General features: G+C 64.1%; 23 protein-coding genes. 14 read left to right on the forward strand and 9 right to left on the reverse strand.

Translation table 11 applies throughout. The features are described 5' to 3' along the window. Positions 1-102: 102 nt before the first annotated feature. The 5 genes from AC0L20_RS24935 to AC0L20_RS24955 all read right to left on the reverse strand — a co-directional run bounded on the left by AC0L20_RS24935 (position 103) and on the right by AC0L20_RS24955 (position 4,590). Complete coding sequence (locus tag AC0L20_RS24935) at positions 103-372, reverse strand: hypothetical protein (protein WP_456765139.1); 270 nt, start codon at positions 370-372, stop codon at positions 103-105. A 99-nt stretch (positions 373-471) separates the two neighbouring features. Continuing rightward, the gene (locus AC0L20_RS24940) at positions 472-1,872 is read right to left on the reverse strand and encodes a hypothetical protein (protein ID WP_473293336.1); all 1,401 of its coding nucleotides are present in this window, start codon (positions 1,870-1,872) and stop codon (positions 472-474) included. Between the two features lie 162 nt (positions 1,873-2,034). Then, positions 2,035-3,411 carry an ATP-binding protein gene (locus tag AC0L20_RS24945; protein ID WP_473293338.1) on the reverse strand — a complete coding sequence of 459 codons (1,377 nt, stop codon included), beginning with the start codon at positions 3,409-3,411 and terminating at the stop codon, positions 2,035-2,037. A gap of 121 nt (positions 3,412-3,532) precedes the next feature. After that, positions 3,533-4,204 carry a response regulator transcription factor gene (locus AC0L20_RS24950; RefSeq protein ID WP_027569117.1) on the reverse strand — a complete coding sequence of 224 codons (672 nt, stop codon included), beginning with the start codon at positions 4,202-4,204 and terminating at the stop codon, positions 3,533-3,535. 230 nt (positions 4,205-4,434) lie between these two features. Further along, positions 4,435-4,590 (reverse strand): hypothetical protein, encoded by a 156-nt coding sequence (locus AC0L20_RS24955; RefSeq protein ID WP_007593402.1) that lies wholly within the window; start codon positions 4,588-4,590, stop codon positions 4,435-4,437. A 233-nt stretch (positions 4,591-4,823) separates the two neighbouring features. Between AC0L20_RS24955 and ku the strand changes: the two genes are divergently transcribed. The 6 genes from ku to AC0L20_RS24985 all read left to right on the forward strand — a co-directional run bounded on the left by ku (position 4,824) and on the right by AC0L20_RS24985 (position 9,709). Next, entirely contained in the window at positions 4,824-5,807 is a 984-nt protein-coding gene (gene ku / locus AC0L20_RS24960; RefSeq protein ID WP_473293341.1) for a non-homologous end joining protein Ku, read from the forward strand. A gap of 57 nt (positions 5,808-5,864) precedes the next feature. Further along, positions 5,865-6,101, forward strand: a complete 237-nt coding sequence (locus AC0L20_RS24965) for a hypothetical protein (RefSeq protein WP_473293343.1) — start codon at positions 5,865-5,867, stop codon at positions 6,099-6,101. Between the two features lie 175 nt (positions 6,102-6,276). Beyond that, the gene (locus tag AC0L20_RS24970; protein ID WP_473293345.1) at positions 6,277-6,459 is read left to right on the forward strand and encodes a hypothetical protein; all 183 of its coding nucleotides are present in this window, start codon (positions 6,277-6,279) and stop codon (positions 6,457-6,459) included. Between the two features lie 191 nt (positions 6,460-6,650). After that, the gene (locus AC0L20_RS24975; RefSeq protein WP_456765145.1) at positions 6,651-6,815 is read left to right on the forward strand and encodes a Flp family type IVb pilin; all 165 of its coding nucleotides are present in this window, start codon (positions 6,651-6,653) and stop codon (positions 6,813-6,815) included. A gap of 183 nt (positions 6,816-6,998) precedes the next feature. Next, on the forward strand, positions 6,999-8,591 hold the full coding sequence (locus tag AC0L20_RS24980) for a hypothetical protein (RefSeq protein WP_473293347.1): 1,593 nt from the start codon (positions 6,999-7,001) through the stop codon (positions 8,589-8,591). A gap of 122 nt (positions 8,592-8,713) precedes the next feature. Continuing rightward, entirely contained in the window at positions 8,714-9,709 is a 996-nt protein-coding gene (locus AC0L20_RS24985) for a glycosyltransferase family 2 protein (RefSeq protein ID WP_473293349.1), read from the forward strand. A gap of 66 nt (positions 9,710-9,775) precedes the next feature. Here AC0L20_RS24985 and AC0L20_RS24990 read toward each other — a convergent pair whose 3' ends face one another. Next, complete coding sequence (locus AC0L20_RS24990; RefSeq protein ID WP_473293352.1) at positions 9,776-11,224, reverse strand: hypothetical protein; 1,449 nt, start codon at positions 11,222-11,224, stop codon at positions 9,776-9,778. Positions 11,225-11,413: 189 nt separating this feature from the next. Between AC0L20_RS24990 and AC0L20_RS24995 the strand changes: the two genes are divergently transcribed. The 3 genes from AC0L20_RS24995 (at position 11,414) to AC0L20_RS25005 (ending at position 16,297) form a co-directional block, all read left to right on the forward strand. Next, a complete protein-coding gene (locus tag AC0L20_RS24995; protein ID WP_473293356.1) occupies positions 11,414-11,833 on the forward strand; it encodes a hypothetical protein in 420 nt (139 codons plus the stop codon). A 192-nt stretch (positions 11,834-12,025) separates the two neighbouring features. Continuing rightward, positions 12,026-13,681: a thiamine pyrophosphate-requiring protein gene (locus AC0L20_RS25000; protein ID WP_473293531.1), complete on the forward strand. Its 1,656-nt coding sequence runs from the start codon at positions 12,026-12,028 to the stop codon at positions 13,679-13,681. A 114-nt stretch (positions 13,682-13,795) separates the two neighbouring features. After that, positions 13,796-16,297 (forward strand): GAF domain-containing sensor histidine kinase, encoded by a 2,502-nt coding sequence (locus AC0L20_RS25005; RefSeq protein WP_473293359.1) that lies wholly within the window; start codon positions 13,796-13,798, stop codon positions 16,295-16,297. A gap of 6 nt (positions 16,298-16,303) precedes the next feature. Here the strand turns inward: AC0L20_RS25005 and AC0L20_RS25010 are convergent, their stop codons facing one another. From AC0L20_RS25010 to AC0L20_RS25020, 3 genes are all read right to left on the reverse strand, one after another. Beyond that, positions 16,304-17,884: an MDR family MFS transporter gene (locus AC0L20_RS25010; RefSeq protein WP_473293360.1), complete on the reverse strand. Its 1,581-nt coding sequence runs from the start codon at positions 17,882-17,884 to the stop codon at positions 16,304-16,306. Positions 17,885-18,091: 207 nt separating this feature from the next. After that, positions 18,092-19,270, reverse strand: a complete 1,179-nt coding sequence (locus AC0L20_RS25015) for a M12 family metallopeptidase (RefSeq protein ID WP_473293362.1) — start codon at positions 19,268-19,270, stop codon at positions 18,092-18,094. An 80-nt stretch (positions 19,271-19,350) separates the two neighbouring features. Beyond that, positions 19,351-19,866 carry a YcgN family cysteine cluster protein gene (locus tag AC0L20_RS25020; protein WP_063993066.1) on the reverse strand — a complete coding sequence of 172 codons (516 nt, stop codon included), beginning with the start codon at positions 19,864-19,866 and terminating at the stop codon, positions 19,351-19,353. 294 nt (positions 19,867-20,160) lie between these two features. Here AC0L20_RS25020 and AC0L20_RS25025 point away from each other — a divergent pair, with 294 nt between their 5' ends. The 5 genes from AC0L20_RS25025 to rnk all read left to right on the forward strand — a co-directional run bounded on the left by AC0L20_RS25025 (position 20,161) and on the right by rnk (position 25,765). Next, positions 20,161-22,449: a transglycosylase domain-containing protein gene (locus tag AC0L20_RS25025; RefSeq protein WP_027516951.1), complete on the forward strand. Its 2,289-nt coding sequence runs from the start codon at positions 20,161-20,163 to the stop codon at positions 22,447-22,449. Between the two features lie 25 nt (positions 22,450-22,474). After that, positions 22,475-23,053 carry a DUF1214 domain-containing protein gene (locus AC0L20_RS25030; RefSeq protein ID WP_007593444.1) on the forward strand — a complete coding sequence of 193 codons (579 nt, stop codon included), beginning with the start codon at positions 22,475-22,477 and terminating at the stop codon, positions 23,051-23,053. Beyond that, positions 23,050-23,634: a DUF1254 domain-containing protein gene (locus AC0L20_RS25035; RefSeq protein WP_106942444.1), complete on the forward strand. Its 585-nt coding sequence runs from the start codon at positions 23,050-23,052 to the stop codon at positions 23,632-23,634. The genes AC0L20_RS25030 and AC0L20_RS25035 overlap by 4 nt, the downstream gene beginning before the upstream one ends. A gap of 1,216 nt (positions 23,635-24,850) precedes the next feature. Beyond that, on the forward strand, positions 24,851-25,342 hold the full coding sequence (locus AC0L20_RS25040; protein WP_473293364.1) for a GreA/GreB family elongation factor: 492 nt from the start codon (positions 24,851-24,853) through the stop codon (positions 25,340-25,342). Between the two features lie 9 nt (positions 25,343-25,351). After that, positions 25,352-25,765: a nucleoside diphosphate kinase regulator gene (gene rnk / locus AC0L20_RS25045; protein WP_473293366.1), complete on the forward strand. Its 414-nt coding sequence runs from the start codon at positions 25,352-25,354 to the stop codon at positions 25,763-25,765. Positions 25,766-25,985 lie beyond the last annotated feature (220 nt).

Consider the following 25,985-nt stretch of genomic DNA (forward strand, 5'->3'; position numbering starts at 1 on the left):
CGCCCACAGGTGGCTTTACACCACGGCCGGACGATGCGGCAATTGACAATTGTCAATTCGGCGCGACCGCGCACGGTCCCGAAATGGTGAAAATCCAACGGCTTAGCTGATCTCGAAGTCCGCGCTTTGGGCGGCGTCCTCGCCATGCCCGTTGAAGGCCTTCAGGAAGTATGTTCCCGGCTCGATAGCGTCGGGCAATCTGATGCGCAACGCCCCGACCGGAACGGGCGATGCAACCCTGGTGACGGTCTCAGGAAGCTGCCGACCGCTTGCCTTCTCGACCAGCACCACCTTCGCGCCGACCATCAGCCTTTGATATTTGGCAACGACGACGCGATTCTCGATTTCGATGGAACTGATAACGGATTTCATGCGCCCACAGATAGAAATATCAAAATTTGCACGGCGACCGTAGGGCCCGACATGGGCACCGTCAACCTGAAATTGTGACTACTGAAATATGCGCCTGGATCAGCTCGCGCGCGACGATTTGCGCTCGCCCGTGGCCGCGTTCTCCGCGGCGCGGCTCATCAGCGAGGCATAATCATCGCCGAACAGCACCTGGCAGAAGCGGATCGCGGCCTGCACCTGCTGCTGCCGATAGGTGCGGACCTTGTGATCGGCGCCGCGCAGCGACTGCACCAGCTGCTCGGTTGAACGCTCGACATATTGCTGGAGGTCGGAATAGGTGCGCAGTGTCACCTCGTTGATCGCAAGCTCGCTCGCATAGTTGCGACAGGTCGCGACGAAATCGATCAGCGCCACGGTTTCCTCGACCTCGGTGCTGTCGATCCGCGCGCCCGGCGGAATGTCCTTCTCGGCGCGCTGGCGCAGGATGCGGCGGACGCGGCCGGGAACACTGTCGATCTCGGATTGCAGCGCGTTGGAGATGTCGGCCCGGATCGAGGTCAACTGCTTGCCCCAAGCGGAATCGTTGCGCAGGTCGAGCTCGGTACGCAGGCCCCGGACGCCGTCGTGCAGCGTCTTGAGACTGCCGGCGACATTGTCGAAATGGCCGCGCTTGATGTCCATGCGCAGGATGGCGGCCACGCAAGACAGATCATGCAGCGCCATCGTGACGGCGACGCCATAGGGCGTTGCCGCGACACGGATCTCGTCGTCGGACGCGGCAATCTTGATGGCGAGGCGGATGATCTGCCACGGCGCGGTCATCCGCTGCACGACGATGGAGAGCGCGAAGGGCAGCATCTGCGGTGTCTGGAGGACGGGAATGTTGAGCGCGGCAGTCACCGAGGCGATCTGAGCATCGCCGAAGGCGCGCAAAGAGCGCGGCAGCTTCTCGTTCAAGGTGGCGATGGCGTCGCGGACCGCGAGCACCGCCCCGGTCGAATAGAGATCCTCGATCACGTTGGGCGGACCAACGCGTGCGAGCGCACGCGATTTGTCACCCCCGCCCGGTCCCGTCAGCTCGAAGATGGCATCCGCGGCGACCGCCTGGAGCTTCGAGGCCAGCGCTTCGACCTGCCCTGCGCTGTCGGCCGGCATGCGTGCCAGCGCCGCCTCGAATTCGCTCAGCTTGGCCGGAGCACCGTCGCGGCCGAGCCATTGCCAGATCGGAGCCAGCGAGGAGCGGCGGATCTGCCCGGCCCGGATCGGGACGCCTGCTTCGACCAGGAAGGGTTCCAACACCTGGAACAGCAGCCGCGACAGGTCGTCCGTACGCGGCGGTGGGGCCGCGTCGGCTTCCGTCTTGCGGACAATCTTGCGCAGCTGGTCGAGCACGAGGATCGCGACGGCCGTGTCCTGGCCGCGCTCGAGCGCGCGCTCGAACTCCCGCATCAGCAGTGCCTGCGCCTGCGGCGGGAGCTGCGCGAGATATTCCCTCAGCCGCTCGATCGATGTCTGGCTCATGCGCCCGGGTAATGAACGGTAAAATGGCGGACGTGGGATCCGTCCTGCTCGATCATAGGTGGGCCCGCTTAAGAAGCCGTTTAGGAAGTCGCTCCGAATACCCCTGGTTTCGTCCGGATCGGTGTGCTGCTGCAGGTCAAATAGTCGCGTCGGAACAAGGGATTATATTCCGGGGAGGACCAGCTCCGCCCGCAAGCCCCCGGTCGGCGCGCGGCCGAGTGAGAGGCTGCCGCCGTAGAGCGCAGCGAGCTCGGTCACGATCGACAGCCCCAGCCCCGATCCGGGCTTGGACTCGTCGAGCCGCTGGCCGCGCCGTGAGACCTGGGTACGCTCGGCCTCCGATAGGCCGCGGCCGTCGTCGTCGACGATGATATGCAGCCGCGGACCGGCGCTCGCCTGATGCGGCGCCTCCACCAGAACTTCGATGAAGACCCGCGAGGCCGCCCATTTGCAGGCGTTGTCGACGAGATTGCCGACCATCTCCTCCAGATCCTGCCGCTCGCCGCGAAATTTCGCCGACGGATCGGCCTCGGCCTCGACCACGATGCCGCGGCCGCGGTGGATCTTCTCCATGGTCCGCCGCAATGCCTCGATGGCCGGTGCAACCTCCGTCACCGTCGCGACGACCGAGACCCGCGCCGCGATGCGCGCGCGCTCGAGATGATGGGCGACCTGGTCGCGCATCACGTCGGCCTGCTCCATCACCTTTGCCGCGAACGGATCGGCGGCATGCGCGCCAGCCTCGTTCACGATGACCGAGAGCGGCGTCTTGATGGCGTGGGCGAGGTTTCCGACATGGGTGCGGGCGCGCTCGACGATCTCGCGATTGGCGTCGATCAGCGCGTTGGTCTCGCGCGCCAGCGGCGCGATCTCGACCGGGAACTCGCCCTCGAGCCGCTCCGCCCTCCCGGACCGGATGTCGGCGATGGATTCGGAGATGCGCTTGAGCGGCGCGAGACCGAAGCGGACCTGGAACACGGTGGTCAGCAGCAACACGATGCCGAGCGCGGTAAAGGTGCCGCCGAGATAGTAATCGAAACTGCGCGTCTCGTCGAAAATCTCGGTGTCGTCGCCGGCGACACTGACGAGAAATTTGCCGTCCGCGCCGAGATCGACCGGCCGCTCCACCATGCGCAGGTTCTGTCCCTCGGGACCGTCGACATAAGCGATCCGGATGCCCGCGGCGGTAAGCTCGGTGCCCTGCTCTTCCAGCTTCGGCAGCTTCTTGTCCCAGAGCGAGCGCGACGAGCGCACCTCCGGCTTTTCGGTGTCGGTCCGCGTGATCTGCCAGTACCAGCCGGACAACGGCAGTTCGAACAGAGGCTCGCCGAGCGACTGGAACTGGCGGTCCGGGGGCTCGTCGGGGGTGGCAACCTCGGCGATCAATGTGCGGAGATAGAGATTGAGCCGGCGATCGAAGGCGCGCTCGGTGGCGTTCTTGTAGACCGACGACAGCACTACGCCGGTGATGGCCAGGATCACCACGAGCCACGCGGTCGCCGACAGGAACAGGCGGTTCGCGAGCGAGCTGGCGGGCATCGGAATGATCCCGGAGGCGCGGGGTGGCATGGCGTCGGAACTCATGACCCGAACAAGGCCTCTGCCGGGCCGCCCGTCAAGCCAAGATACGTCTAGACAAGACCGTTCGAGACACCACGATTCAAGCGCCGGGGGGCGGCGGGGTCAGGAGATAGCCGAGGCCGCGGACAGTCTGGATGATGTCGACGTCGAGCTTCTTGCGGATGCGGCCGACGAAGACCTCGATGGTGTTGGAGTCGCGGTCGAAGTCCTGGTCGTAGAGATGCTCGACCAGCTCGGTGCGGGACACGACGCGCCCCGAATGATGCATCAGGTAGGCCAGAAGCCGATATTCGTGCGACGTCATCTTGATGGGATTGCCCGATACGCTGACCCGGCCGGTCCTGGTATCGAGCGTGACGGGGCCGCAGCTCAGCTCGCTTTGGGCATGGCCGGTGGAGCGGCGCAGCAGCGCGCGGATGCGCGCCAGCACCTCCTCCAGGTGGAACGGCTTTGCAACGTAGTCGTCGGCGCCGGCATCAAAGCCCTGGACCTTGTCGCTCCAGCGGTCGCGCGCGGTGAGGATGAGGACCGGCATGGTGCGGCCGTTGCGCCGCCAGGCTTCCAGGACCGAGATGCCGTCCTTCTTCGGCAGGCCGATGTCGAGCACCACGGCATCGTAGGGCTCGTTGTCACCGAGATAATGCCCCTCCTCCCCGTCGAAGGCGCGATCGACGACATAGCCGGCGTCGGTCAGCGCCTTGGTGAGCTGGCGATTGAGATCGGGGTCGTCCTCAACGACGAGCAGGCGCACGCTTCTCTCCAGAACTAGGCCGCATGAACACCCGCACAGATGAGCAATTCCGGCGTGAACTGAATATGAACACGGGGAACCGGCCGCGTTACTTTTTGGTCATATCCAACCAGTTCGCGCAAAACGCATTGCGCCCGCCAGGCCACCGGACGAACCGGCGGCCTGGCGGGCGCAATGTGCCGCGGTACGCGGCGAGTCGGAAGGTGCGAACCGTCCGCTCGATCTGCCGATCAGGTCCGGAAGAACACGAACCAGATGACCGCGAGGATCAGGATCGCAAGCCCGGTCGATATGGCGAGCAGCGCCGCCACCGACGGCCCAGGCTCGCCCTGGCGCGCCTCGGTCGGAGTTTCCACGATCTGACGTTGGTCTCGCGTGGTTGCCATGGTGACCTCAATTCTGGCTGTCGCGTCGCATGGCCGCGACTGCTCGCGGCGGAATGTCTCGTGCCAACGCATGATGGGATATGATGTTCCGGCGTTTGCGGCCTGATCAGGTTGCAACCGGGCACCGGGCGGCCGGTTAACGCAGTTGCAAGATTCAGCGATCCGCCTTGCTATGATTCGTTGTTCCCCGATGGTATCTTCGTCTTCTGTCCCCGTTGCGTTTGGAGTAGCCCATGGCCCCCCGCGCCAATTGGAAGGGTTTTCTGCGTTTGTCGCTCGTGACCTGCCCGGTCGCGCTCTATCCGGCCACTTCGGATACGGAGAAGGTCTCGTTCAACCAGATCAACCGCAAAACCGGCCACCGGATCAAGTACCTCAAGGTCGACGCCGAGACCGGTGACGAGGTGACCTCGGAGGACATCGTCAAGGGCTACAAGGTCGACACCGACACCTATATCGAGGTCACCAAGGACGAGCTCGACGACATCGCGCTGGACTCCACCCACACGATCGAGATCGACGAGTTCGTACCGAAGACCGACATCGACAGCCGCTATCTGATCCGCCCCTATTATCTCGTGCCCGATGGCAAGGTCGGCCATGACGCCTTTGCGGTGATCCGCGAGACGATCCGGAGCATGGACAAGGTCGCGATTGGCCGCGTGGTGCTGACCAACCGCGAGCACATCATCGCGCTGGAGCCGCTCGGGAGCGGCTTGATGGGGACGCTGCTGCGCTACCCCTATGAGGTGCGCGGCGAGAAGGACTATTTCGACGACATCCAGGACGTGAAGCTGACCAAGGACATGCTCGACCTTGCTAAGCACATCGTCGAGAAGAAGTCCGGCGCGTTCGAGCCCGAGCTGTTCGAGGACCATTACGAGACCGCGCTGATCGACCTCATCAACAAGAAGCGCAGCGGCGCGCCCATCGCAGCAAAGGCCGCGCCCAAGACCGGCGGCAACGTCATCAACCTCATGGACGCGCTGAAGAAGAGCATCGCGAACGAGAAGGACGCAAGCCCCGCGGCGAAGGTGGCCAAGGACGTGAGCAAGGACGCCGTCAAGGGCAAGAAGCCGAAGAAGCGCGTCGAAGGCCAGCGCGAGATGCTGCTGCCGATCGCGGGCAAGGGCGGCAAGGACGCTGCTGCGAAAGCCGCTCCCAAGAAGGCCGACAAGCCAGTGCGCGCGCCGGCGCGGGCGAAGAAGGCCGGCTAGAACCATCGCATAGCGACGACGCCGTGATGCCTCCCCTCGTCGATCGGCCGACCTGACATGCCCTGGTCGACTGCGTTCGACGACCCCATTTCGTTACGTGGCGGGCGCAAGCTGCGGACGCTGCAAGAAGCTGCCGATCACATCATGCGACTGCCCGAGGATACGCAGCATGCCAGCCACTGGCAGACCGCGATCGAAACCCTGATCAACGCGGCCGAGACCGGCGGCGGCTGGACGATGTTCGCCCGCATCGCGGTGTTGCGGGCGCTGAATGCGGACGCTCGGCGCGACTGAGCTTTGCACCCCGGTCGAGAACAGGCTCAACAATCCGTTAAGCCAAGCCCGCGCTTTCAGCGTCTGCCCGCAGTCGCGGGGGCGGCACGTAATCCTACGGAAGACAAAATTAACCGACGCTTCTCGCTCTGCGCAGCATGGTCGCCCCTCGAATGAACCCGGGATTTGCAGGCTCGTGCAGCAGCAGGACGCCAGAAAGAACTACATCGGCATCGTCAACGACGCCGCCGAGGAAGAAAGCCTCGCCGGCAGCCCCGCGCGGGCGCAGCCGTGCGCGGTGAGCTATCTGGTCGGACGCCTGGCAGCGGTGCTGAAACGCCCCGGCAAGATCGCGCCGGAACGTCAGATCTCGTCCTGAGACGGGATGACGACATCGCCAAATGCGTCCGAATTGGGTGACGAAACCTTAAGTCAATCGATGACACCATATCAAACGGCAGGTGAGGACCACCCACCTGCGTTTTGACGCGCCCGCGAAAAATTAGTGAATCAATTTACCATTCCGAAAACGGCACCAGCCTAGGTTGGACGGATGAACAGGAGTTGACGATGACTTTGCTCAAGTCATTTCTTGCCAATGAAAATGGTGCCACCGCCATCGAGTATTGTCTGATCGCCACGGGCATCGCGCTCGCGATCATCACGGCCGTGAACAACACGGGCGGCGCACTCCTGAGCGGCAAGTTCAACTCGATCAGCGCGGCGGTGAAGTAGCCGGCATAGCCGGCGCGCCGCAATCTCATCAGCACGAGTCCGCGTGCAGCACGCCGGATGACGGGCTCCTCCTTCCGATGCGGCGCGACCCCAGCTTGATTTTCGCGAAGTTCACATTATGGCGTTGTGTCGTGCGGTTGCGCCGTCGTAGAGCGTAAGCTCAAACTCCAGCGGCCCGATGACATGATTCCTTCCGACAAGCCGACCTCGACAATCCGGGCTCGTCTTGGCTCGGACCGATCGGTGGCGATCACCGTTCTTGCTGTCCTGGCGGCCCTATCGTTTCTTCCGGTGCTGCTGACCCCTATCCCCGCGATGGTCGACTATCCCAATCACCTCGCCCGGATGTACATTTTGAGCCAGAACGGCACTCCCAATGCCAATCCGTATTACGAAGTGGCCTGGGCATTCTATCCCAACCTTGGAATGGATCTGCTGGTCCCGCAAATGGCGCGGCTGATCAGCGTCGAGAACGCCACGCGGCTGTTTCTGCTCCTGAGCCAATTGCTGATCGTCGGAGGCGCGCTTTTGCTCGAATGGGCCCGGAAGGGACGGGTCCATCTCGCCGGCTTTGCGGCGCTCGCTTTCCTTTACTGTCTGCCGTTCAGCTGGGGCTTCGTGAATTTCGAGTTCGGACTGGGCCTCGCTCTCTGCGGCATCGCGCTCTATCTGATGCTCGCGGAACGCCCATGGCCACTGCGTTTCGTCGTCAACATGGTCTTCGTCGCTGCGCTGTTTACGGCGCATTTCTTCTCCCTCGGCATCTATGGCGCGACGCTTGGCGTTTACGAGCTCTCGCGCATCCGCCATGGGCGAATATCGTACGGTGTCGCCGCCGCGCGGCTCGCCGCGTTGGCCATACCGGCGCTTGCCCTGTTTGGGATCATGCGCATGACGGCGGGATCGATCGGAACCGAAGGAACGAACTGGTTCTTCGGATTCAAGCCCATCTGGCCGTTGCGCATCATGAACGGCTACAATTTGACGGTCGCGGCGGCGACCGGGCTTACGCTGATGATCTCGCTGTTCTTCGCCGCAAGACGCGGCGTCCTCAAGCTCGAAGCAGCCGGAATCTGGCTCGCGATCGGCTTCGCACTGCTCTACGTCGTCATTCCCTCGAAGCTGTTCGGAACCTCGTTCGTCGACCTGCGCGTGATTCCCGCTGCGGCTCTGATCCTGCCTGCCTTCTGCTCGCTGACGCTACCCAGCCGGGCATGGAGAATGGCAGCGCTCGCCGCGATCAGTAGCGTCATCCTGATCAACCTCGCCGTCGTGCTCGCGGTGTGGCTGCCTTACCGCACCGACTATGCGGCCATCGTCGCGTCATTCCACAAAATCGATCGCGGCTCGCGCATCCTGGTCGCCAGCACGGACGACAATGGAGACCCGCCCTTCGCCGACCTCACCTCATATCCGATGTTTTATGCGCCTACGCTGGCCGTTCACTATGCCGACGCGTTCGTGGCCAATTTATTCACGGAAGTGGGCAAGCAGCCCGTGCGGGTCGGCGAGGCCGAGCGCCGCCTTGCCATCCGCGACGGCGGGCTGGTGCCGTCAGGTCTGCTCACGGCGATCGCGACGAGCCAGCCGACGACGGATATCCCGCCATCGATCCGCACCTGGTACCAGGATTTCGACTATCTCTACGTGCTTGGAGCGCCGACGCCGAACCCGCTGCCGGGTCTGCTGGAGACGCTGGACGCATCGGAGCGTTATGTTCTCTACAAGATCCGCAGCAGCACCAAGACCGGCGTTCCGGCCGCCCAGCGTGGTTAATCGGACATCACCGCCCCGCTCCGCCCAGGGCTTCGGGCTGCCCGATCCGGCCCTCAGCAATCGCAGCAAGTCCACCTTAACCACCGCCGCTGTAGACTGCTCCTGCATTGAATGGACATCGCATGGCGGCCAGTCTCCAGTCGATTCGCTACAGCCTCGTCATCCCCGTGTTCAACGAGGAAGCCGTGTTGCCGGTGCTGCTGCGCCGGCTCGACCTGGTCCTGTCCCGCCTCGACGGGCCGGCCGAGGCAATCTTCGTCGACGACGGCAGCAGCGATTCCAGTTCGATCGTGCTACGCGCGCTTGCCGCGCGCGATCCCCGTTTCCGCTATATCGGCCTGTCACGCAATTTCGGGCACCAGATCGCCATCACCGCCGGTATGGATGCCGCGCAGGGTGAAGCGATCATCGTCATGGATGCGGATCTACAGGATCCGCCGGAAGTGATCGAGCAATTGATCGCAAAGTGGCGGGACGGCAACGACATCGTGCACGCCCGCCGCCTGTCGCGCGACGGCGAAAGCCGGTTCAAGCGTGCGACCGCGCATCTGTTCTATCGGGTTCTCGGCAGGATGTCGTCGGTCGGCATCCCTGCCGATGTCGGCGACTTCCGCCTGATCGATCGCAAGGTGCTCGACGCGCTTCGTCAGATGCCGGAGCAGGACCGCTTCGTACGCGGCATGATCGCCTGGCTCGGCTTCCGGCAGGCCGAGGTCACCTTCCACCGCCTCGAGCGAGCAGCAGGCGAGACCAAATATCCGCTGTTCAAGATGGTGCGGCTCGCGATGAACGCCGCGCTGGGCTTTTCCGACCTGCCCCTGCGCCTGGCCATCTGGTGCGGCCTGACGGTCTCCGGCCTGGCGATGCTCTACGGCGGCTGGGTGGTCCTGATGTGGCTCAGCAACGACAGTCATCTCGTGACCGGCTGGTCGTCGACCGTCGTGCTGCTGTCGCTGCTGTGTGGAATGAACATGCTGATGACGGGGATCGTCGGACTTTATGTCGGGCGCATCCACGCCGAAGTGAAACGCCGTCCGCTCTATGTGGTGCAGACGCGAGCCGGTTTCGACCGCAACGAATCGGTCACTGCACCCGCGGTCCGCGCCGCCAACGAGTGACTCGATGGCCCGCCTGACCGGAGTTGTTGCCCGGATGGCGACGCCTCGGGTTAGATACGCCCTGGCTTATCTTTGCGGCGCATCCCGCCGCTTGTGAACGACCGCCACATCGTCGCTGTAGACGCGCTGCCACTGGGGCAGCCGGTCGAGCATCGCTATGGCCGGTGTTTGCGGCTCGAGGAGCGTCGCATCGATGTTGTAGTCGTCGAGCAACCGGAGGAAGTCGCCGAGATCGAGCAGCGTCAGCGCACGATTGTAGCGGTCGATGAACGCGCCGCCATAGAGTTCGGCACGACCATCGATGAAGGTGGGAATGCCGGCAAAGATCAGATAACCACCGAAGGAATAGTCGTTGAGCACACGCCCCGCCTTGGCGAGATTGGCCTCGGCGATTGCGGAATGGGGCGTGATGACCGGAGCCGGCCGCATGTCACGGGCCAGCGCCACCCCACTCGCCACGATCAACACACCCAGAGCGGCCAAGCTCAGGCCGCGCGACGCGCCGGCCGTACCACCGCCGCTCGGCCCGCCGAAGGTCCGGCCCAGCGGAGCCGCCAGATAGAGCGGCGCCAGCAGCGCCAGCAGATCCGCGTTGCGGACTTGTGCCAGCGCGAAATGGAGCAGGCCGATCAGCACCAGCGCCCGCAGGACCGGCAACCTCATCCTGCCGCGCGTGAGGGCGAAGAGACCCGCCAGCAGCAGCAACTCGAAACCTCGCATATGGCCGAAATCCTGCGGCCGCCATTCCGCGATCCAATTAAGAGCCGGGCCGAGGCCAAGTGTCGTCAACGGCATCAGCAGCGGCTCCGGCCCATGGGGAGTCAGGCAGGACGCTGCGATGGCGAGCAGCGTGAAAGGCAGCCAGCGCAGGATCACGCGCGGCCATTCGCGTCGTCCCTCGCCCAGCAACGCTTCCAGCACCGCGGGGCCGATCAGTCCGAGCGCCAGCACCCCGCTGCCATGCAGATTGGCCCAGACGATCAACAGCGGCAGGGCCCAATATGGCGGCGGCTCCCGACGGTCCATGCAGCGCACCAGCGCGCCCGCCCAGATCACCATCAGCGGCAGCACCAGCACATGTGGCCGCGCCAGCATATGCGGCGCCAATAGGATGACGGCCGCGATCACCATGAGCAGCGTCTGGGTCGGCGACAGCTCGCGCAGCAGGAAGAACGTGAACAGGCCAAAGGCCAGCGCTATCGCCGCCGCGGCGATGGCGACGACGCCTGGCCAGCCGGCCAGAGTGTAGGCGCCGGCGTAGATGATCTCCGAGAGCCATTCGAAGGTGATCCAGGGCGAGCCATGCCTCGAAAACGAAAACGGGTCGCTCGTCGGCAGGGTGCCGTGAGCGACGATCCAGCGTCCGAGTTCGATGTGGGAATAGGTGTCGGGATCGCTGAGCAGCCGCGGCCCGGCGACCAGCAGCAGGAGATAGATGCCGAGGCCCACCAGCCAGGGGAGCGCCGCGCGCGCCGAAAACGGTTGAACCTCGCTGTGGACGACCTGGTCACTCATGGCGAGCGCAAGTTAGGGCCCAAGCGTTAAATTCCTCTTTGACATTGCGGCTGGAGAGTGCGCGGCGGGCCGGTCACGCTTTGTGAACCATACTCCCGGCTGCGAAATCCCGGCTGCGGCGCTTTCACGACCATGCGGGTCCTGATACCCTTCATACTGTCAATCGACCAACCAGCTGCAAGGATGCGGATGAGAAGCGTGATGCTCTTGGCTTTCAGCCTCGTCGTTGTCGGTGTCTGGTCGCAGCACGGCGCGAGAGGACAGACTTCGGCCGCACCGCCGGTTTCGCTTTCTCCGCCCAATGGATCGCCGCCGCACGCGGGCGCCAAAAATTCCAGACCTCCGCCGGCGGCATCCATCAGAGAAGCTTCGCCGCCGGTGATCGGCGGGCTACCATCGGCGCCGAACCCGGCCGCCGACTACGATGGCTTCAGCGTAGGCACTGGCGACGACAACGACACATCGCATCAGATGGTCCCGCCTGTGAGATCACGCACGGCGACGGGCTCCAGGGCCGACCCGGGTGCTAAAGGCGCCGCTGAGCAATTGATCGATCAAGAAGACGAGGCATTGAAACGCAAGCTGAGGATCTGCCAAAGCTGCAAGTAGCGGTCGTAGCGGATGGAGCGCGGCGAAATTCATCGCGGGGATATCCGGTGGCACGGCCCCGGATTGCGCTGCGCTCCATCCGGGCTACGGCAGCCCGCTGCATAGCTGACCTACCGCAGCTCTCACGCGCTCACGCTTTACCCTCCGCCAATTTCCTGATCCTCTCTCCCCTAATCAGCCGGACCAACCGGCCTGCCCAGGGAGAGAGACGCCATGAAGCTCGGCACTGCGATTGCGGAAATCATGAAGCGCGAGGGGATCGAGATCCTCTGCGGTTATCCGGTCAACCATCTGATCGAGCATGCAGCGAAGGCCGATATCAGGCCCGTGATGGTGCGGCAGGAGCGCGTCGGCATCCACATGGCGGATGCGATCTCGCGGGTGACGTCGGGACGCTCGATCGGCGCGTTCTGCATGCAGCATGGGCCCGGCGCGGAGAACGCGATGGGCGGCGTCGCGCAATGCTACGGCGAATCCGTTCCCGTGCTGGTGCTGCCGATGGGCTATCAGCGCAGGCTTGCGCATATCGAGCCGAACTTCAATTCCAGCGAGGCGATGAAGGCGTTTTCGAAATCGTCCGAGCCGATCATCCTCGCCGCGGAAGTCGCCAACATTTTTCGCCGCGCCTTCACCAAGCTGAAGAACGGCCGCGGCGGGCCTGTCATCGTCGAGATCCCCGCCGACATGTGGAACGAGGAGGTGCCGGAGCCGCTGAACTACACGCCTGTGCTGCGCACCCGCTATGGGGCGGACCCTGTTCATGTGAAGGAGGCCGCCCACCTGCTCGTCAACGCCAAGCGCGCGGTGATCTATGCCGGCCAGGGCGTGCACTACGCGCGGGCGTGGCCACAACTGAAACGGCTGGCCGAACGGCTCGCCATTCCCGTGACGACCAGCCTTGGGGGCAAATCATCGTTTCCGGAAACGCATCCGCTCTCGCTCGGATCCGGCGGCCTTGCGGTGCCGCGCGCGGTGCCGAAGTTCCTGGCCGAGGCCGACGTCATTTTCGGCATCGGCTGCTCCTTCACTGAAACAAGCTTCGGCATCGCGATGCCGAAAGACAAAACCATCATCCACTCCACACTCGATCCGAACCATCTCAACAAGGACGTCGAAGCCAGGATCGGCCTCGTCGGCGATGCCGGGCTCGTGCTCGACGCGCTGCTGGAGGAGATCGGCAAGACCGTCACCGCGGATCGCGACGCCTCGGCGGTCGCCGCAGAGATCGCGGCCTCGCACAAGGAGTGGCTGGCGAAATGGATGCCGAAGCTCACCAGCAATGATGCGCCCTTGAGTCCTTATCGCGTGCTGTGGGACCTGCAGCATACCGTCGACATCGGCAACACCATCATCACCCACGATGCCGGCAGCCCGCGAGACCAGCTCTCGCCGTTCTGGAAGTCGGTCGAGCCCCTCACCTATCTCGGCTGGGGCAAGACGACGCAACTCGGCTACGGCCTTGGGTTGGCCATGGGCGCAAAACTCGCCAAGCCCCACAAGCTCTGCATCAATGTCTGGGGCGATGCCGCGATCGGCTTCACCGGCATGGATTTCGAGACCGCGGTGCGCGAGCGCATCCCGATCATGTCGATTCTGCTGAACAATTTTTCGATGGCGATCGAATTGAAGGTGATGCCGGTCTCGACCGAGAAGTATCGGTCGACCGACATTTCCGGCGACTACGCCGCGATGGCGCGCGCCTTCGGCGGCTATGGCGAGCGGGTGACAAGACCTGAGGACATTATCCCCGCGATCAGGCGCGGCATCCAGAAGACGCAGGAAGGCGTTCCCGTGCTGCTGGAATTCATCACCAGCAAGGAGACCGAGGTGTCGCGGCCGGGCACGTGAAGCGGACCGGATTCCGGTAGCAAAGCTCGCTGTCGCGGACGCTGGCTCCGGCTGCAGGAGATGTGATAATCCGCCTTGGCGCCGCGCATGTCGCGGCATCAGGCCGGAAATCGAATGACCACCCCTTCCAACGACATCGAGGAACTCGCGCGCCTGTTGCAGTCGGCCACAGCCGAGAACGCGCAGCTTCGAAGCGAGCTTGCGATTGCGCGCGATCGTCAGAGCGCCAGCGCCGGGATTCTGCGCACCATCGCAGCCTCTCCGTCCGATGCCCGGCCGGTTTTCGAGGCGATCGCGTCCAGCTCCCGGCGTTTGCTCGGCGGCTTCTCCGCCACCGTGCTTCAGTTCATCGAGGACGAGCTCCACCTCGTGGCGTTCACACCAACCAGCCCCGAGGCGGACGAAGGGCTCAAGGCGTCGTTCCCGCGCAAGATTGCCGACTTTCCGACCTTCGCACTGGTGCGTGGCGGCGAGACGATCCAGTTTCCAGATAGCGAAGCCGCGGAGGTCCCGGAGCTGAACCGGAACCTCGCGCGGCTGCGCGGCTTCCGCAGCGTGCTGTTCATGCCGCTGATGAACCGGGGAACGCCGGTCGGCATGATCAGCGTCACGCGCGCCGAGCCCGGCGCGTTCGCAGCCGACCTCGTCCAGCTGCTCCAGACCTTTGCCGATCAGGCGGTGATCGCGATCGAGAATGCGCGCCTGTTCAACGAGACACGCGAGACGCTGGAGCGCCAGACGGCCACCGCCGACATTCTGAAAGTGATGGCCGCCTCGCCGTCCGACGTACAGCCGGTGTTCGACGCTATCGCCGCCAATGCCAACCGGCTGATCGGCGGCTTCTCCACGGCGGTGCTGCGCTACATCGGCGGCGCCGCGCACCTTGCGGCGTTCACGCCGACCGATCCGGCCGGCGATCGCGTGCTGCAGGCCTCGTTCCCGGTGCCATTCGCGCAGTTCCCGCCCTACCGGCTCGTAGCCAATGGGGCGGCGGCGCAATTGCCCGACACCGAGGTCGAACCGGCGGCCCGCGACATCGCGCGCGCCCGCGGCTACCGCAGCATGCTGTTCGCACCCTTGATGAGCGACGGCGAGGCCATCGGAATCATCATCGCCACGCGGCGCGCGACCGGCGCGTTCGGCGAGCATCATGTGCGGCTGCTGCAGACCTTCGCCGACCAGGCGGTGATCGCGATCAAGAATGTCAGCCTGTTCAATACCACGAGGGAGGCGTTGGAACGGCAGACCGCGACCGCCGACATCCTCAAGGTGATCGCGGCCTCGCCCGCGGATGTGACGCCGGTGTTCCAGGCGATCTCCGATAGCGCCAAGTCCCTGGTCGGCGGCCATTCCTCCACCGTCACGCGCGTCATCGACGGCCTGCTGCACCTGGCCGCCTTCAGCACCGACAACGCAGCCGGCAACGAAGAGCTGCTCAGCTCGTTCCCGGCGCCGCTGTCGGCGTCCGGCATTCACAGCCGGGTGGCAAGAAGCGGAGAGTTCGCATTCCGCAGCGACATGCAGAACGAGCCCGACCTCACGGACGCCATGAGAGAGCTGGCGCGGACGCGAGGTTATCGCAGCATCCTCGTGATCCCGATGCTGCGCGACGGCGTCGCGATCGGCACCATCGGAGTGACGCGGCCGGAGGCCGGTCCTTTCCCGGACAAGGTGATTGCCCTGCTCAAGACCTTTGCCGACCAGGCCGTGATCGCCATCGAGAACACGCGCCTGTTCAACGAGGTGCAGGATCGCACCCGGGACCTCGCCAAATCCCTCGACGATTTGCGCGCAGCCCAAGACCGGCTGGTCCAGACCGAGAAGCTGGCGTCGCTCGGCCAGCTCACGGCCGGCATTGCGCACGAGATCAAGAACCCGCTCAACTTCGTCAACAATTTTGCATCGCTCTCCGCCGAACTGACGGACGAACTGAACGAGGCGCTCGCGCCTGTCCCGCTCGCGGACGACGTCCGCAGCGAGGTCGACGAGCTGACCGGACTGTTGAAGGACAATCTCGCGAAAATCGTGCAGCATGGCAGGCGCGCCGACTCCATCGTCAAGAACATGCTGCTGCATTCCCGCGAGGGCGGCGGCGAGCATCGGCTGAGCGACATCAACGCACTGGTCGAGGAGAGCCTCAACCTTGCCTATCACGGCGCCCGCGCCGAGAAGCCACAGTTCGACGTGACGCTGAAGCGCGAGCTCGATCCGGCGGCCGGGCAAGCGGAAGTGTTTCCGCAGGAGATCACCCGGGTGCTGCTAAACCTGATCTCGAATGGTTTCCACGCGGTCGCCAAGCGCAAGTCGGATGACGGCGCCGCCGATTACGAGCCGGTGGTGATCGCCGCGACACGCGACCGGGGCGACAGCATCGAGATCCGCATCCGCGACAATGGCACCGGCATTCCGCACGAGGTGAAGGAAAAGATGTTCGATCCGTTCTTCACCACCAAGCCGGCCGGCGAAGGCACCGGCCTTGGATTGTCGATGAGCCACGATATCGTGGTCAAGCAGCACGGCGGCACCATCGACGTCGCGACGGAGCCCGGCGCGTTCACCGAGTTCACGATTCGATTGCCGCGAAACAGCAGCTTTCCGGGCGGAGGCCGCGGCTAGCGGTTCTTATTCCGCCATCTCGACGGGTTGCGTCGTGGACGGACCGGCCAGCGGCCGCTCCTCCATCATGATCAAGCAGAGCGCGGCGCCAGCCATCAGCGCGGTGGCGGCGCCGAAAACGTAGCGGAACGCATGCCGCATGTCGTCGGCGGGGATCGCGTTGACGGCGCCGTGATGCTCGCCGGCGAGCGGAACATCGGCACCGAGGGCGATGAGCAGGATGGCCGCGAACGCCGCGACCGTGAACGAGGACATCAGCGAGCGGAAGAAGTTCAAGGCGCCGGTGATGGTGCCGACCTGCGGACGGGCGACCGAATTCTGCACCGAGACCACGCAGACCGGAAAGGTAGTGCCGAGGCCAAGCGCAAACGCAGCCATCAGTGTCAGCAGTGCCCAGAGCGGCAACGTCGTCAACGTGAGGGCGAGGCCGCACAGCGCGGCCCAGGACGTTCCGACGATGGCGACCCGCTTGTAGTGCTTGGCGCGCGCCATGGTGCGACCGGCGACGGCCGCGCCGACGGTCGAGACCGCCGCGAGCGGAATCAGCGCAAGGCCCGCTTCGCTGGCGCTGAGGTGATAGACCGCCTCGTAATAGAGCGGCAGCTGCACGGTGAGGCCCGTGATCGCACCGAGCGCGCAGCCGCCGGCCGTCAGCCCGAACGGCACAACCGATCCTCCGAGCAGCGGTAGCGGCAGGAACGGTTCGTCGGCGCGGCGCGCATGCCACACGAAAGTGACCGCGAGTGCGACCGCGCCGCCCACCATCGCAAGCACGGTCGGCGAGAGCCACGGGAAGCGCGTGCCGCCCCAGGTCAGCACCAGCATGAAGACGACGGCGGAGGCCATCAGCAGCACGCCGCCGAGCCAGTCGACCTTGCGCTTGCGGTGGAACACCGGGATCTTCTTCATCCGGGGCAGCAGCAGCGCGATCGCCGCGGCCGCGAGCGGCACATTGATCCAGAAGATCATCGACCAGTGCAGATGCTCGGCGAACACGCCGCCGATGACCGGGCCGAGAATGCCGCCCACCATCCAGACGCTGGAGAAATAGGCTTGGTACTGGCCGCGCTCGCGTGGGCTCACGACGTCGGAGATCACGGTCTGCACCACCGGCATGATGCCGCCGCCACCCAGCCCCTGGAGACCGCGTGCAAGAATCAGCATCGGCAGGTTCGGCGCGATCGCGCACAGCACCGAGCCCGCGACGAACAGGCTGAGCGAGATGATGATCATGACGCGGCGGCCGTAGATGTCGCTGAGCGTGCCGAACACCGGCGCGACCGCGGTCGACGCGAGCAGATAGGCGGTGATGACCCAGGAGAGATTGGAGACATCGTGGAACTGGCGTCCGATGGTCGGCAATGCGGTGGCAACGATGGTCTGGTCCAGTGCGGCCAGGAACATCGTCAACATCAGGCTGATGACGATGGTGCGGACCTCGTCCTGCGATAGCGGCGCCCGCGGCGCGAGCGAAGGAGCGTCATCGACGCTCAAGACCTCGCTCGGAAGGCGGGACAATTCCTCGGCGATATCGTCTGGCAATGTCTGGGTGTCGGCAGAACTGCTCTGCCGCTCGAACTTGTTCATCTCGATCGGAAGCCATGAGGCGGCGCAACGCCGCGAAGGATTCGTTCTATGCAGTCCAATGTAGACAGCAAAGTTCTTCCCAGGCAGGCACCGCGGCGCATGGGTGCATCCCAAAGTCGGGCCATCGCGACGATTGGCGTACGGACCCAGGTGAGAGTCGCAGGACCCCGGTCGCTGCTGGCAGCCCTGCGACGTTCCAGGGCACCTTTAGGAAAACATCAGTGCCGTCTTGCCCGAGGGGCCTGGATGCACCAGTCGCAGCCGGGCGATATAGCTTCGGCCGGCGAACAATTTGTAGGAAATCTTCGCGTTTCGATCCTCGCCGCTATCATCGTCACCCACGAGAAACCGCGGCGTTCCGTTCACCTCCTCAAACAGGACCAGCGTTGCGTCAGACGGCCCTTTGGTCTCGATGGTATATTTGCGTGAGGCGCTGGGTTTGATCGCATAGTCCATCTGCTGACCAGCGGCGAGATCGACCACGGCCGGATGGAAGGGCTGAAGCGTCGTCAAGGCCGGCTGTAGCGGCGGATACCAGCGGCGGATCCACTGCTTGTCTCCGGCGGAGAGCGTCCCCGGAGGAACCAGACCATTGGTCTCGTAAGGCTTCGGCTCCGCAATCAGCCCCGGCTCAAACTCGTATTCCATGATGGAATCCGGGTCCCATGTTGAACCCTGTACCTGCTGCGGGGTGAGCTTCTCCAGGATGTTGTGAAACGTCGTCGAGCGGCTCCACTTGTTGGGCGGGGCGCCCAGCGACTTGTAAACAGCTTCGTCATGCCACTTGATGCCGGCGAAGGGGTTTTGATGCTCGTGCTCCATGCCAAGCACGTGTCCGAGTTCGTGCAGCGCAGTGCCGCTGCCATATTGCGAGGTCAGATCCCAACCGTACACGGTGGTCGGCTCGGTCTGGGATACCTGCAGCACGTCCCTGCCAACCTGCGAGGCCGACGATCCGTCTGGCACTGAATAGCCAATTCGCACTTCGGCTTCAGCGAGTTGGGAGACCTCCTGGAATTCGAGGCCGATGCCTACCGCCTTCCATTTCGCGAAGGCCTTGCGTATTGCGTCCGCCTGGGGCCTGGGAACTTCAAAGTGACCCGAGGTGAAAAAGCAGTAGTGCAGGACCGTGCCGTTCACCCACTTGGATCGGCTCGAGATAATCGCACGTGCGCGAAGGGTGTCGGCCATGACAGCCGGACTGAGCTGCGGCGGGACTCTCGGGCCGTTCTGACAAAATGGCCGGGCCTGACCTTTGACCACGGGAGATTTCTTCGCCTGCTTTTGCGACTTTGCCATATGGCTCTCCAAAGATTTACGCCCCCGGGTGGGGGACTGAAAACAGAAGGCAAGAGAAAAAAATGAGCCGTAAAACGGCGCCAGCATATCACAATCTCAGATTGTATCAATATGCTGCGCCAGGGGCTGGGCATCCGCTCCGGCGCGACCTCGATCTTACAGGCGGATCAGTCCTTCGGACGTCGCTTCAGGCGGGCCCGTTTCGGCAGCTGCGCCGGCCACTGCACGATGTGGTTCTCGAGCTCATCGTCCGGGATCTCCACCTCGCTGCCTTCGACCCGTCCGCGCACGGAGACGCCGGCCTCATGCACGGTGTCAGGATCGCCTGACACCAGCGGATGCCACCAATAGAGGTCGCGCCCTTCCGCAACGAGCTTGTAGCCACAGCTCGGCGGCAGCCAGTTCAGGGTGCGGACATTGGCCGGCGTCAGGCGGACGCAGTCCGGAACCTTGTCGGAACGATTCGCATAGTCCTTGCAGCCGCAGGTCACCCCATCGAGCAGCTTGCACCCGACATGGGTGAAGTAGATGTCGCCGGTGCCCTCTTCCTCGAGCTTGTTCAGGCAGCAGCGGCCGCAGCCGTCGCACAGGCTTTCCCATTCGGGCCCCGACATCTCTTCCAACGTCTTGGTTTTCCAGAAGAATCCTTCCTGGCCTGAAGGTCGTTTGGGAGCTGCGGTCATGCGCCTCAACAAAAGTTCGAAAGAGCTACGGCTGGTGCCATCTAGGGCGTGCGGCCGCGGGGCTGCAAGCAACGCCCGCGTGAGGCCCGTAATGAACCGGGGTCAATTAGGCCTGTTGTTCAAAATCGCAAGCGTGACCATTGGTTTATAGGCCCTGCTCGGCTAGAAGGAACAGCAAGTCCCCACCGTCGCTGGCCGGGCGCCTTGGGTTTGCCGCAACACTCCCGCAAGACGTCTCGATGCCGCCCCGGCCGGGTGCTTGAACGCTTTCGAACCAAGCCGCAAGGGTTCTAGGTGCGCCAGATCATACCACCGCATTGGAAGGCCCGGATCCGGAATTTCTTCCTGGACCTCGATGCGCGCATCGACTCCTCGCTGTTCTCCTCGGCCAAGGGCATCCGCGAGCTCTACGAGCGCTACTCGACCTTCATGGACCGCTTCTATGTCGGGCGTTGGAAGCGCTGGGTGTTCATCGAACCGCTGTCGGAGGCTGCGACGCTGGGCCTCGGCGGCCTGGTTGTGATGCTGACCCTCGCCATCCCGGCCTTCCGCGAGACCGCGGACGAGGACTGGCTGAAGAAGTCCGATCTCGCGGTGACCTTCCTCGACCGCTACGGCAACCCGATCGGCAGCCGCGGCATCAAGCACAACGATTCGATCCCGCTGGAAGATTTTCCGGACGTGCTGATCAAGGCGACGCTCGCGACCGAGGACCGCCGCTTCTACGAGCATTTCGGCATCGACATCGCCGGCACCGCGCGCGCGCTCGTCACCAACGCCCAGGCCGGAGGCGTCCGCCAGGGCGGCTCCTCGATCACCCAGCAGCTCGCCAAGAACCTGTTCCTCAGCAACGAGCGCACCATCGAGCGCAAGGTCAACGAAGCCTTCCTCGCGGTCTGGCTGGAATGGCGCCTGACCAAGAACGAGATCCTCAAGCTGTATCTCGACCGCGCCTATATGGGCGGCGGCACCTTCGGCGTCGACGGCGCCGCGCATTTCTACTTCAACAAATCGGCACGCGACGTGACGCTCGCCGAAGCCGCGATGCTCGCCGGCCTGTTCAAGGCGCCGACCAAATACGCGCCCCACATCAACCTACCCGCCGCCCGCGCCCGCGCCAACGTCGTGCTCGACAACCTCGTCGACGCCGGCTTCATGACCGAGGGCCAGGTGTTCGGCGCCCGCCGCAATCCCGCCTTCGCGGTCGACCGCCGCTACGAGGCGTCGCCGAATTACTATCTCGACTACGCCTTCGACGAGATGCGCAAGCTGGTCGACACCTTCCCGAAATCCTACACCGAGCGCGTCTTCGTGGTCCGGCTCGCGATCGACACCAATGTGCAGAAGGCCGCGGAGGACGCGGTCGAGAACCAGCTGCGCCAGTTCGGCCGCGACTATCACGCGACCCAGGCAGCGACCGTCGTCTCCGATCTCGACGGCGGCATTCGCGCCATGGTCGGCGGCCGCGACTACGGCGCCAGCCAGTTCAACCGCGCCACCGACGCCTATCGCCAGCCGGGCTCGTCGTTCAAGCCTTACGTCTACACCACCGCGCTCCTCAACGGCTTTACGCCGAATTCGATCGTGGTCGACGGCCCGGTCTGCATCGGCAATTGGTGCCCGCAGAACTATGGCCATTCCTATTCCGGCGCGGTGACGCTGACGCAGGCGATCACGCGTTCGATCAACGTGGTGCCGGTCAAGCTGTCGATCGCGATCGGCCAGAAGGAGCAGCCGAAGGCGCCGAACCCGGCCAAGATCGGCCGCGCCAAGATCGTCGAGGTCGCCCGCCGCTTCGGCCTCAAGGCGCCGCTGCCCGACACGCCGTCGCTGCCGATCGGCTCGGACGAAGTCACCGTGCTCGAGCACGCGGTGGCGTATGCGACCTTCCCCAACCGCGGCAAGGCGGTGACGCCGCATTCCGTGCTGGAAGTGCGCACCGGCGCCGGCGATCCGGTCTGGCGCTGGGACCGCGACGGGCCGAAGCCGCGCCAGGCAATTCCCGCCTCCGTTGCCGCCGACATGGCCGGCATGATGAGCCACGTCGTCAGCGAAGGCACCGCGCGCCGCGCCGCCCTCGACGGCATTCCGACCGCGGGCAAGACCGGCACGACCAATGCGTATCGCGATGCCTGGTTCGTCGGCTACACCGGCAATTTCACCTGCGCGGTCTGGTACGGCAATGACGACTATTCGCCGACCAACCGCATGACCGGCGGCTCGCTGCCGGCGCAGACCTGGCACGACATCATGCTCGCGGCGCATCAGGGCGTCGAGGTGCGGGAAATCGCCGGCATCGGCATGGGCCAGAAGCTGCCGCCCGAGCGGATCGCCAACGCGCAGGCCAATGCGGCGCCGAAGGTGCTGGAGACCAAGCCCGGTCCGCCGCCGGTCTTGACCAAGCGCGGCGCCGACGTGTTGGTGCGCGTCGAGAAGCTGCTGGATGACGCGGCCAGGACCGCGACCAAATCAGCCGCCACCGATCCCAAGCAAGCCAAGCCGGCATCGTCCACGAGCGCGCTCGCCTTCCCGCAGAACTATGCGGAAGAGAATGCGAACGCATCCGCCCCGCGCAAGAACTAATCGAAACAAGAACTGATCGAAACAAGTGCGGCTGATCCTGATCACATTGACGGCCCTTCTGCTCGCAACCGTTGTGGGCGTCGGCGCGACCTGGATGACGACGACGCGCGGCACCGAGATCGGCGCGCTGACCATCGGCCCGTGGACCGCGCGTCCGCGCACCGGCACCGCCGACGTCGATCCCTATTCGCGCGCCACCATCGTGCGCAACGGCGAGCTGCCGATCGGCACCGGCGACGGCGTTGCCTTCACCGCGACCGCCGACGACAAGAAGAAGGTGCTCGACGGCCGCTGTGACGTCGTGGTCTCCGGCGTGACGCCGCCGGCGCGGTTCTGGACGCTGACGCTTTATGACCGCAAGGGTCATCTCGTCCCGAATTCGCTGCAGCGCTACGGCTTCACCAGCCAGGAGATCGTGCGGCAGTCCGACGGCTCGTTCGAGATCCGCATCGCCTCGCGCTCGCGCGCCGGCAACTGGTTGCCGACCGGCGGCATCGAGCGTTACGCGCTGATGCTGCGGCTCTACGACACCCCGGTCGGCGTTGCCACACGCACCCAGCGCGACGCGCCGATGCCCACCATCACGACGGCGGGCTGCTCATGATCCGGCTGCTGTTCACCATCGTTGCCGGCGTGGTGCTGGGCCTCGTGGTCCATCTCGTCAGCGTGCTGGCGTTGCCGCGGATCGCGACCCAGGACGCCTATTCGCGGCTGACGCCGATGACGAAGCTCAACGCCGTCACCCAGCTTCCGCTCGCCGATCCGCAGACCTCGCCGATGCCATTCATGGACCCGGCCTTTGCGCTCGCGATCTGCCGCTACGATCTGTCGAACGGGCCGATCAAGCTCACCGTGCCGGTGAGCCAGGCCTACACCTCGGTGTCGTTCTACACCCGCAACGAGATCGCCTATTACGCCATCAACGATCGCTCCGCCGGCAAGAAGGTGATCGAGCTCGATTTGATGACCGAGCCGCAGCACAACGAGCTGCCGGAGGACGAAGAGATCACCGCGGCCGACCGCCTGATCATCGATTCCCCCAGCACGACCGGCCTGATCGTGATGAAGGCGCTCGCCCCCGAGCCCGGCCTGATGCCGCAGGCGCAAGGCTCGCTTGCGGCCGCGAGTTGCGGACCGCAGACCGAGCCGCCGGCGAAGGCCGAAGCACCGCGCGGACGGCGCTGAGGCGCGGCTTCGGCAAGCCGCAAAACAAAAAGTTGAAAAACAACCCCATGCACAGTAGCGTTGGCATTGAAATCATTAGCCATTTTTGTTGCACCAAATAGGCGTTTGCCGGACCGATACATCCCTGCCCGTCGCGCTGTTCAGCTTTGACTCGTCGGGCAAAACACTGGCAGAATGGCAGCATCGAAAGTTCACCCGCGCGGAGCAATCCGCCGCGGGTTTTTTCATGCTTGTGCCTCAAACCGAAGATGACCTGAATGCCTGGAGCGCGGCGCCCCCTCAGGTCGGTGGTTGTAGCCCTGGCGAGTTGAGCCAATGATCCAGGGACAAGCTTGTTTCGGCCCAGCGTGCGCGTCTGAGGGCGGCATCTCTCACTGGCCCTGGCGGGAGCAGTTCCGCGGCTGAGCGAAGACGAGCGGCCATTTCTGCAAGCCCCTCTTCGTGCGATTCATTGAACTTGCGCCGCTGGCTCACTGCACGATCCGTTCCGGAGGAGGCGGGAGCGCAAGCAGCGTTCTCATCACCGATAACAGCCGCTGATCGGGCGGTGACGTCGGAACGTAGATATTGGTGGAAGCTTCCGTCGGCGCACTAGTGCACACAAGCGGCAGAGAGCGGTTCACGTTGGCGGCACTTCCTCCTGCAGCATGTACATGGATCAGGTCGGAGCCACCAAGCATCGCGTCCCGCTAGCGCGGGGAACAAGGTCAAGGCATGCAGGTTGACCTTGCGGCAGGGAGAGTTGTCGTGAGCGAAGAGGAGCTGACCAGCAAAGCCGAGCGCGCGCTCGTTACCGTTGCGCTTAGCCTGACGATGCTGGTTCTTTGCGTCGGAGCCCTGATCTGTCGCTAGCGCGTTGCTCTGTTCGCCGCTCGGTGTTCGCCAATCCTACCGCTCTTCAGTCGGATGCCACCCATTCTATGGGGTTGAGCGCAGGTTGCCATGATCGGAGAAGCACTATCGTCTCACTTCAACGAAGTTCCTTTGTCCCCTCTCGATATTTCACGTGCACAGGTGCTGTGCGGTTTCGTCGCAATGTTTCCGGGGAAATGAACTCCTATAATCAGATCATCATGGCTTACGTCATCGACATTGATGCGCGCACCGCGCGTTTTGGTCTTCACGCCGGCCGCCTCCAAGCAGGCGGTTAGCCGGACGGTGTTCGCGCCGTCCGGGCTCTTTTCCAGCTTTCGTGACCTCCACTCGATAGGTCGTCTTGAAGCAGAAGGAGTGCGCCGTGCTGCCTCTTCCAAAAATCGCACTGACCTCATCAGACTATCCGCGGCTCGAACAGCTCGCCCGCTTCTCCGTCCAAAAAGGAGATTTGGACGGGATATTCCACATGGGCGAAATCAACCGCGCCGATATCGTCCCGGACGAAGCGGACAACGTCCGTCCTTTCGTGACGATCGGATCATGGGTCACCCATTGCACGAATTGGGGCGTTCCGCGTCGTACTGTGCAACTGGTCTGGCCCGAGGAGTGCTGGTCGGATCCCGCCTGCATTTCGGTGTTGACCCCGCTGGGTACAGCTTTGATCGGACTGCAGGTCGGCGATCAGATGCCGTACTTCGTCGCCGGATGTCTGAATGTCGTCAGGGTCCAAAGCCTGACCCCATCGGATTCAAAGGTCGTCCCACTCTTCCGGAGAGGGCCGAGGCGGTCAGGCAACCCGTGCGACGACGATCCCGGACCAACTGCAGCATAGGAGCGACCAATGCGCAATTTCGAAGCCGAGAGCCGGCGAGAACAGCCGGCGTTGCCGCCGATCAAGATCACTGAGGACGAATCACGGCGCCTCAGTTCTTTGGCCAATTCGAGCATGGATCTGTTTCCGCGAGTGGCCCATTTTCTGGCTCGAGAGATGGAACGTGCCACGGTGACGGACGAGAACGACTTGCGAGGCGTGATCAGGATGGGATCGAAAGTGACCTATCGCGACGACGAGACGGGTGCGAGCCGAGAGATCGTGCTGGTGTATCCGCATGAGGCAAACATTGAGCTCAATCGGATCTCGGTCCTGACGCCTGTTGGAGCGGCCTTGATCGGCCTATCGCCAGGGCAGCGGATCGACTTCGAGACGCCCCACAAGCGCACCAGGGGCCTGACCGTTCTCGCGGTGTCCGAATAAGGCGCGTAAGTTAAGTCAGACGTCTCAAGTCGCGGCCGTGCGATTGTACACACTCACTCAAGCCCTTGACGAAGAACTAGGGTTGCCTCGGTGGATGGCGTAGCCGAAGAGGCCCCTCTCGAGGTTGCATGGTCTCGGCATAGTCTCGCCGCCATCTTGGTGCCCAGCTCCTTCTCGACGATTTCGACCGAGTTATCGCAGTGCGCGTTCCTGCTCCCCG

It is taken from the genome of Bradyrhizobium sp. Kon58, assembly GCF_055807455.1.

Excerpts from the sequence above, each read along its gene's own strand:
- AC0L20_RS24945 (WP_473293338.1), bottom strand. The coding sequence starts at position 3,411 with ATGCCCGCCAGCTCGCTCGCGAACCGCCTGTTCCTGTCGGCGACCGCG.
- AC0L20_RS25015 (WP_473293362.1), bottom strand. The coding sequence starts at position 19,270 with ATGCTGGCGCCGTTTTACGGCTCATTTTTTTCTCTTGCCTTCTGTTTT.
- AC0L20_RS24935 (WP_456765139.1), bottom strand. The coding sequence starts at position 372 with ATGAAATCCGTTATCAGTTCCATCGAAATCGAGAATCGCGTCGTCGTT.
- AC0L20_RS24980 (WP_473293347.1), top strand. The coding sequence starts at position 6,999 with ATGATTCCTTCCGACAAGCCGACCTCGACAATCCGGGCTCGTCTTGGC.
- ku (WP_473293341.1), top strand. The coding sequence starts at position 4,824 with ATGGCCCCCCGCGCCAATTGGAAGGGTTTTCTGCGTTTGTCGCTCGTG.
- AC0L20_RS24955 (WP_007593402.1), bottom strand. The coding sequence starts at position 4,590 with ATGGCAACCACGCGAGACCAACGTCAGATCGTGGAAACTCCGACCGAG.
- AC0L20_RS24940 (WP_473293336.1), bottom strand. The coding sequence starts at position 1,872 with ATGAGCCAGACATCGATCGAGCGGCTGAGGGAATATCTCGCGCAGCTC.
- AC0L20_RS25020 (WP_063993066.1), bottom strand. The coding sequence starts at position 19,866 with ATGACCGCAGCTCCCAAACGACCTTCAGGCCAGGAAGGATTCTTCTGG.
- AC0L20_RS24990 (WP_473293352.1), bottom strand. The coding sequence starts at position 11,224 with ATGAGTGACCAGGTCGTCCACAGCGAGGTTCAACCGTTTTCGGCGCGC.
- AC0L20_RS25035 (WP_106942444.1), top strand. The coding sequence starts at position 23,050 with ATGATCCGGCTGCTGTTCACCATCGTTGCCGGCGTGGTGCTGGGCCTC.
- AC0L20_RS25005 (WP_473293359.1), top strand. The coding sequence starts at position 13,796 with ATGACCACCCCTTCCAACGACATCGAGGAACTCGCGCGCCTGTTGCAG.
- AC0L20_RS24975 (WP_456765145.1), top strand. The coding sequence starts at position 6,651 with ATGACTTTGCTCAAGTCATTTCTTGCCAATGAAAATGGTGCCACCGCC.
- rnk (WP_473293366.1), top strand. The coding sequence starts at position 25,352 with ATGCGCAATTTCGAAGCCGAGAGCCGGCGAGAACAGCCGGCGTTGCCG.
- AC0L20_RS25010 (WP_473293360.1), bottom strand. The coding sequence starts at position 17,884 with ATGAACAAGTTCGAGCGGCAGAGCAGTTCTGCCGACACCCAGACATTG.
- AC0L20_RS24985 (WP_473293349.1), top strand. The coding sequence starts at position 8,714 with ATGGCGGCCAGTCTCCAGTCGATTCGCTACAGCCTCGTCATCCCCGTG.
- AC0L20_RS24995 (WP_473293356.1), top strand. The coding sequence starts at position 11,414 with ATGAGAAGCGTGATGCTCTTGGCTTTCAGCCTCGTCGTTGTCGGTGTC.
- AC0L20_RS24965 (WP_473293343.1), top strand. The coding sequence starts at position 5,865 with ATGCCCTGGTCGACTGCGTTCGACGACCCCATTTCGTTACGTGGCGGG.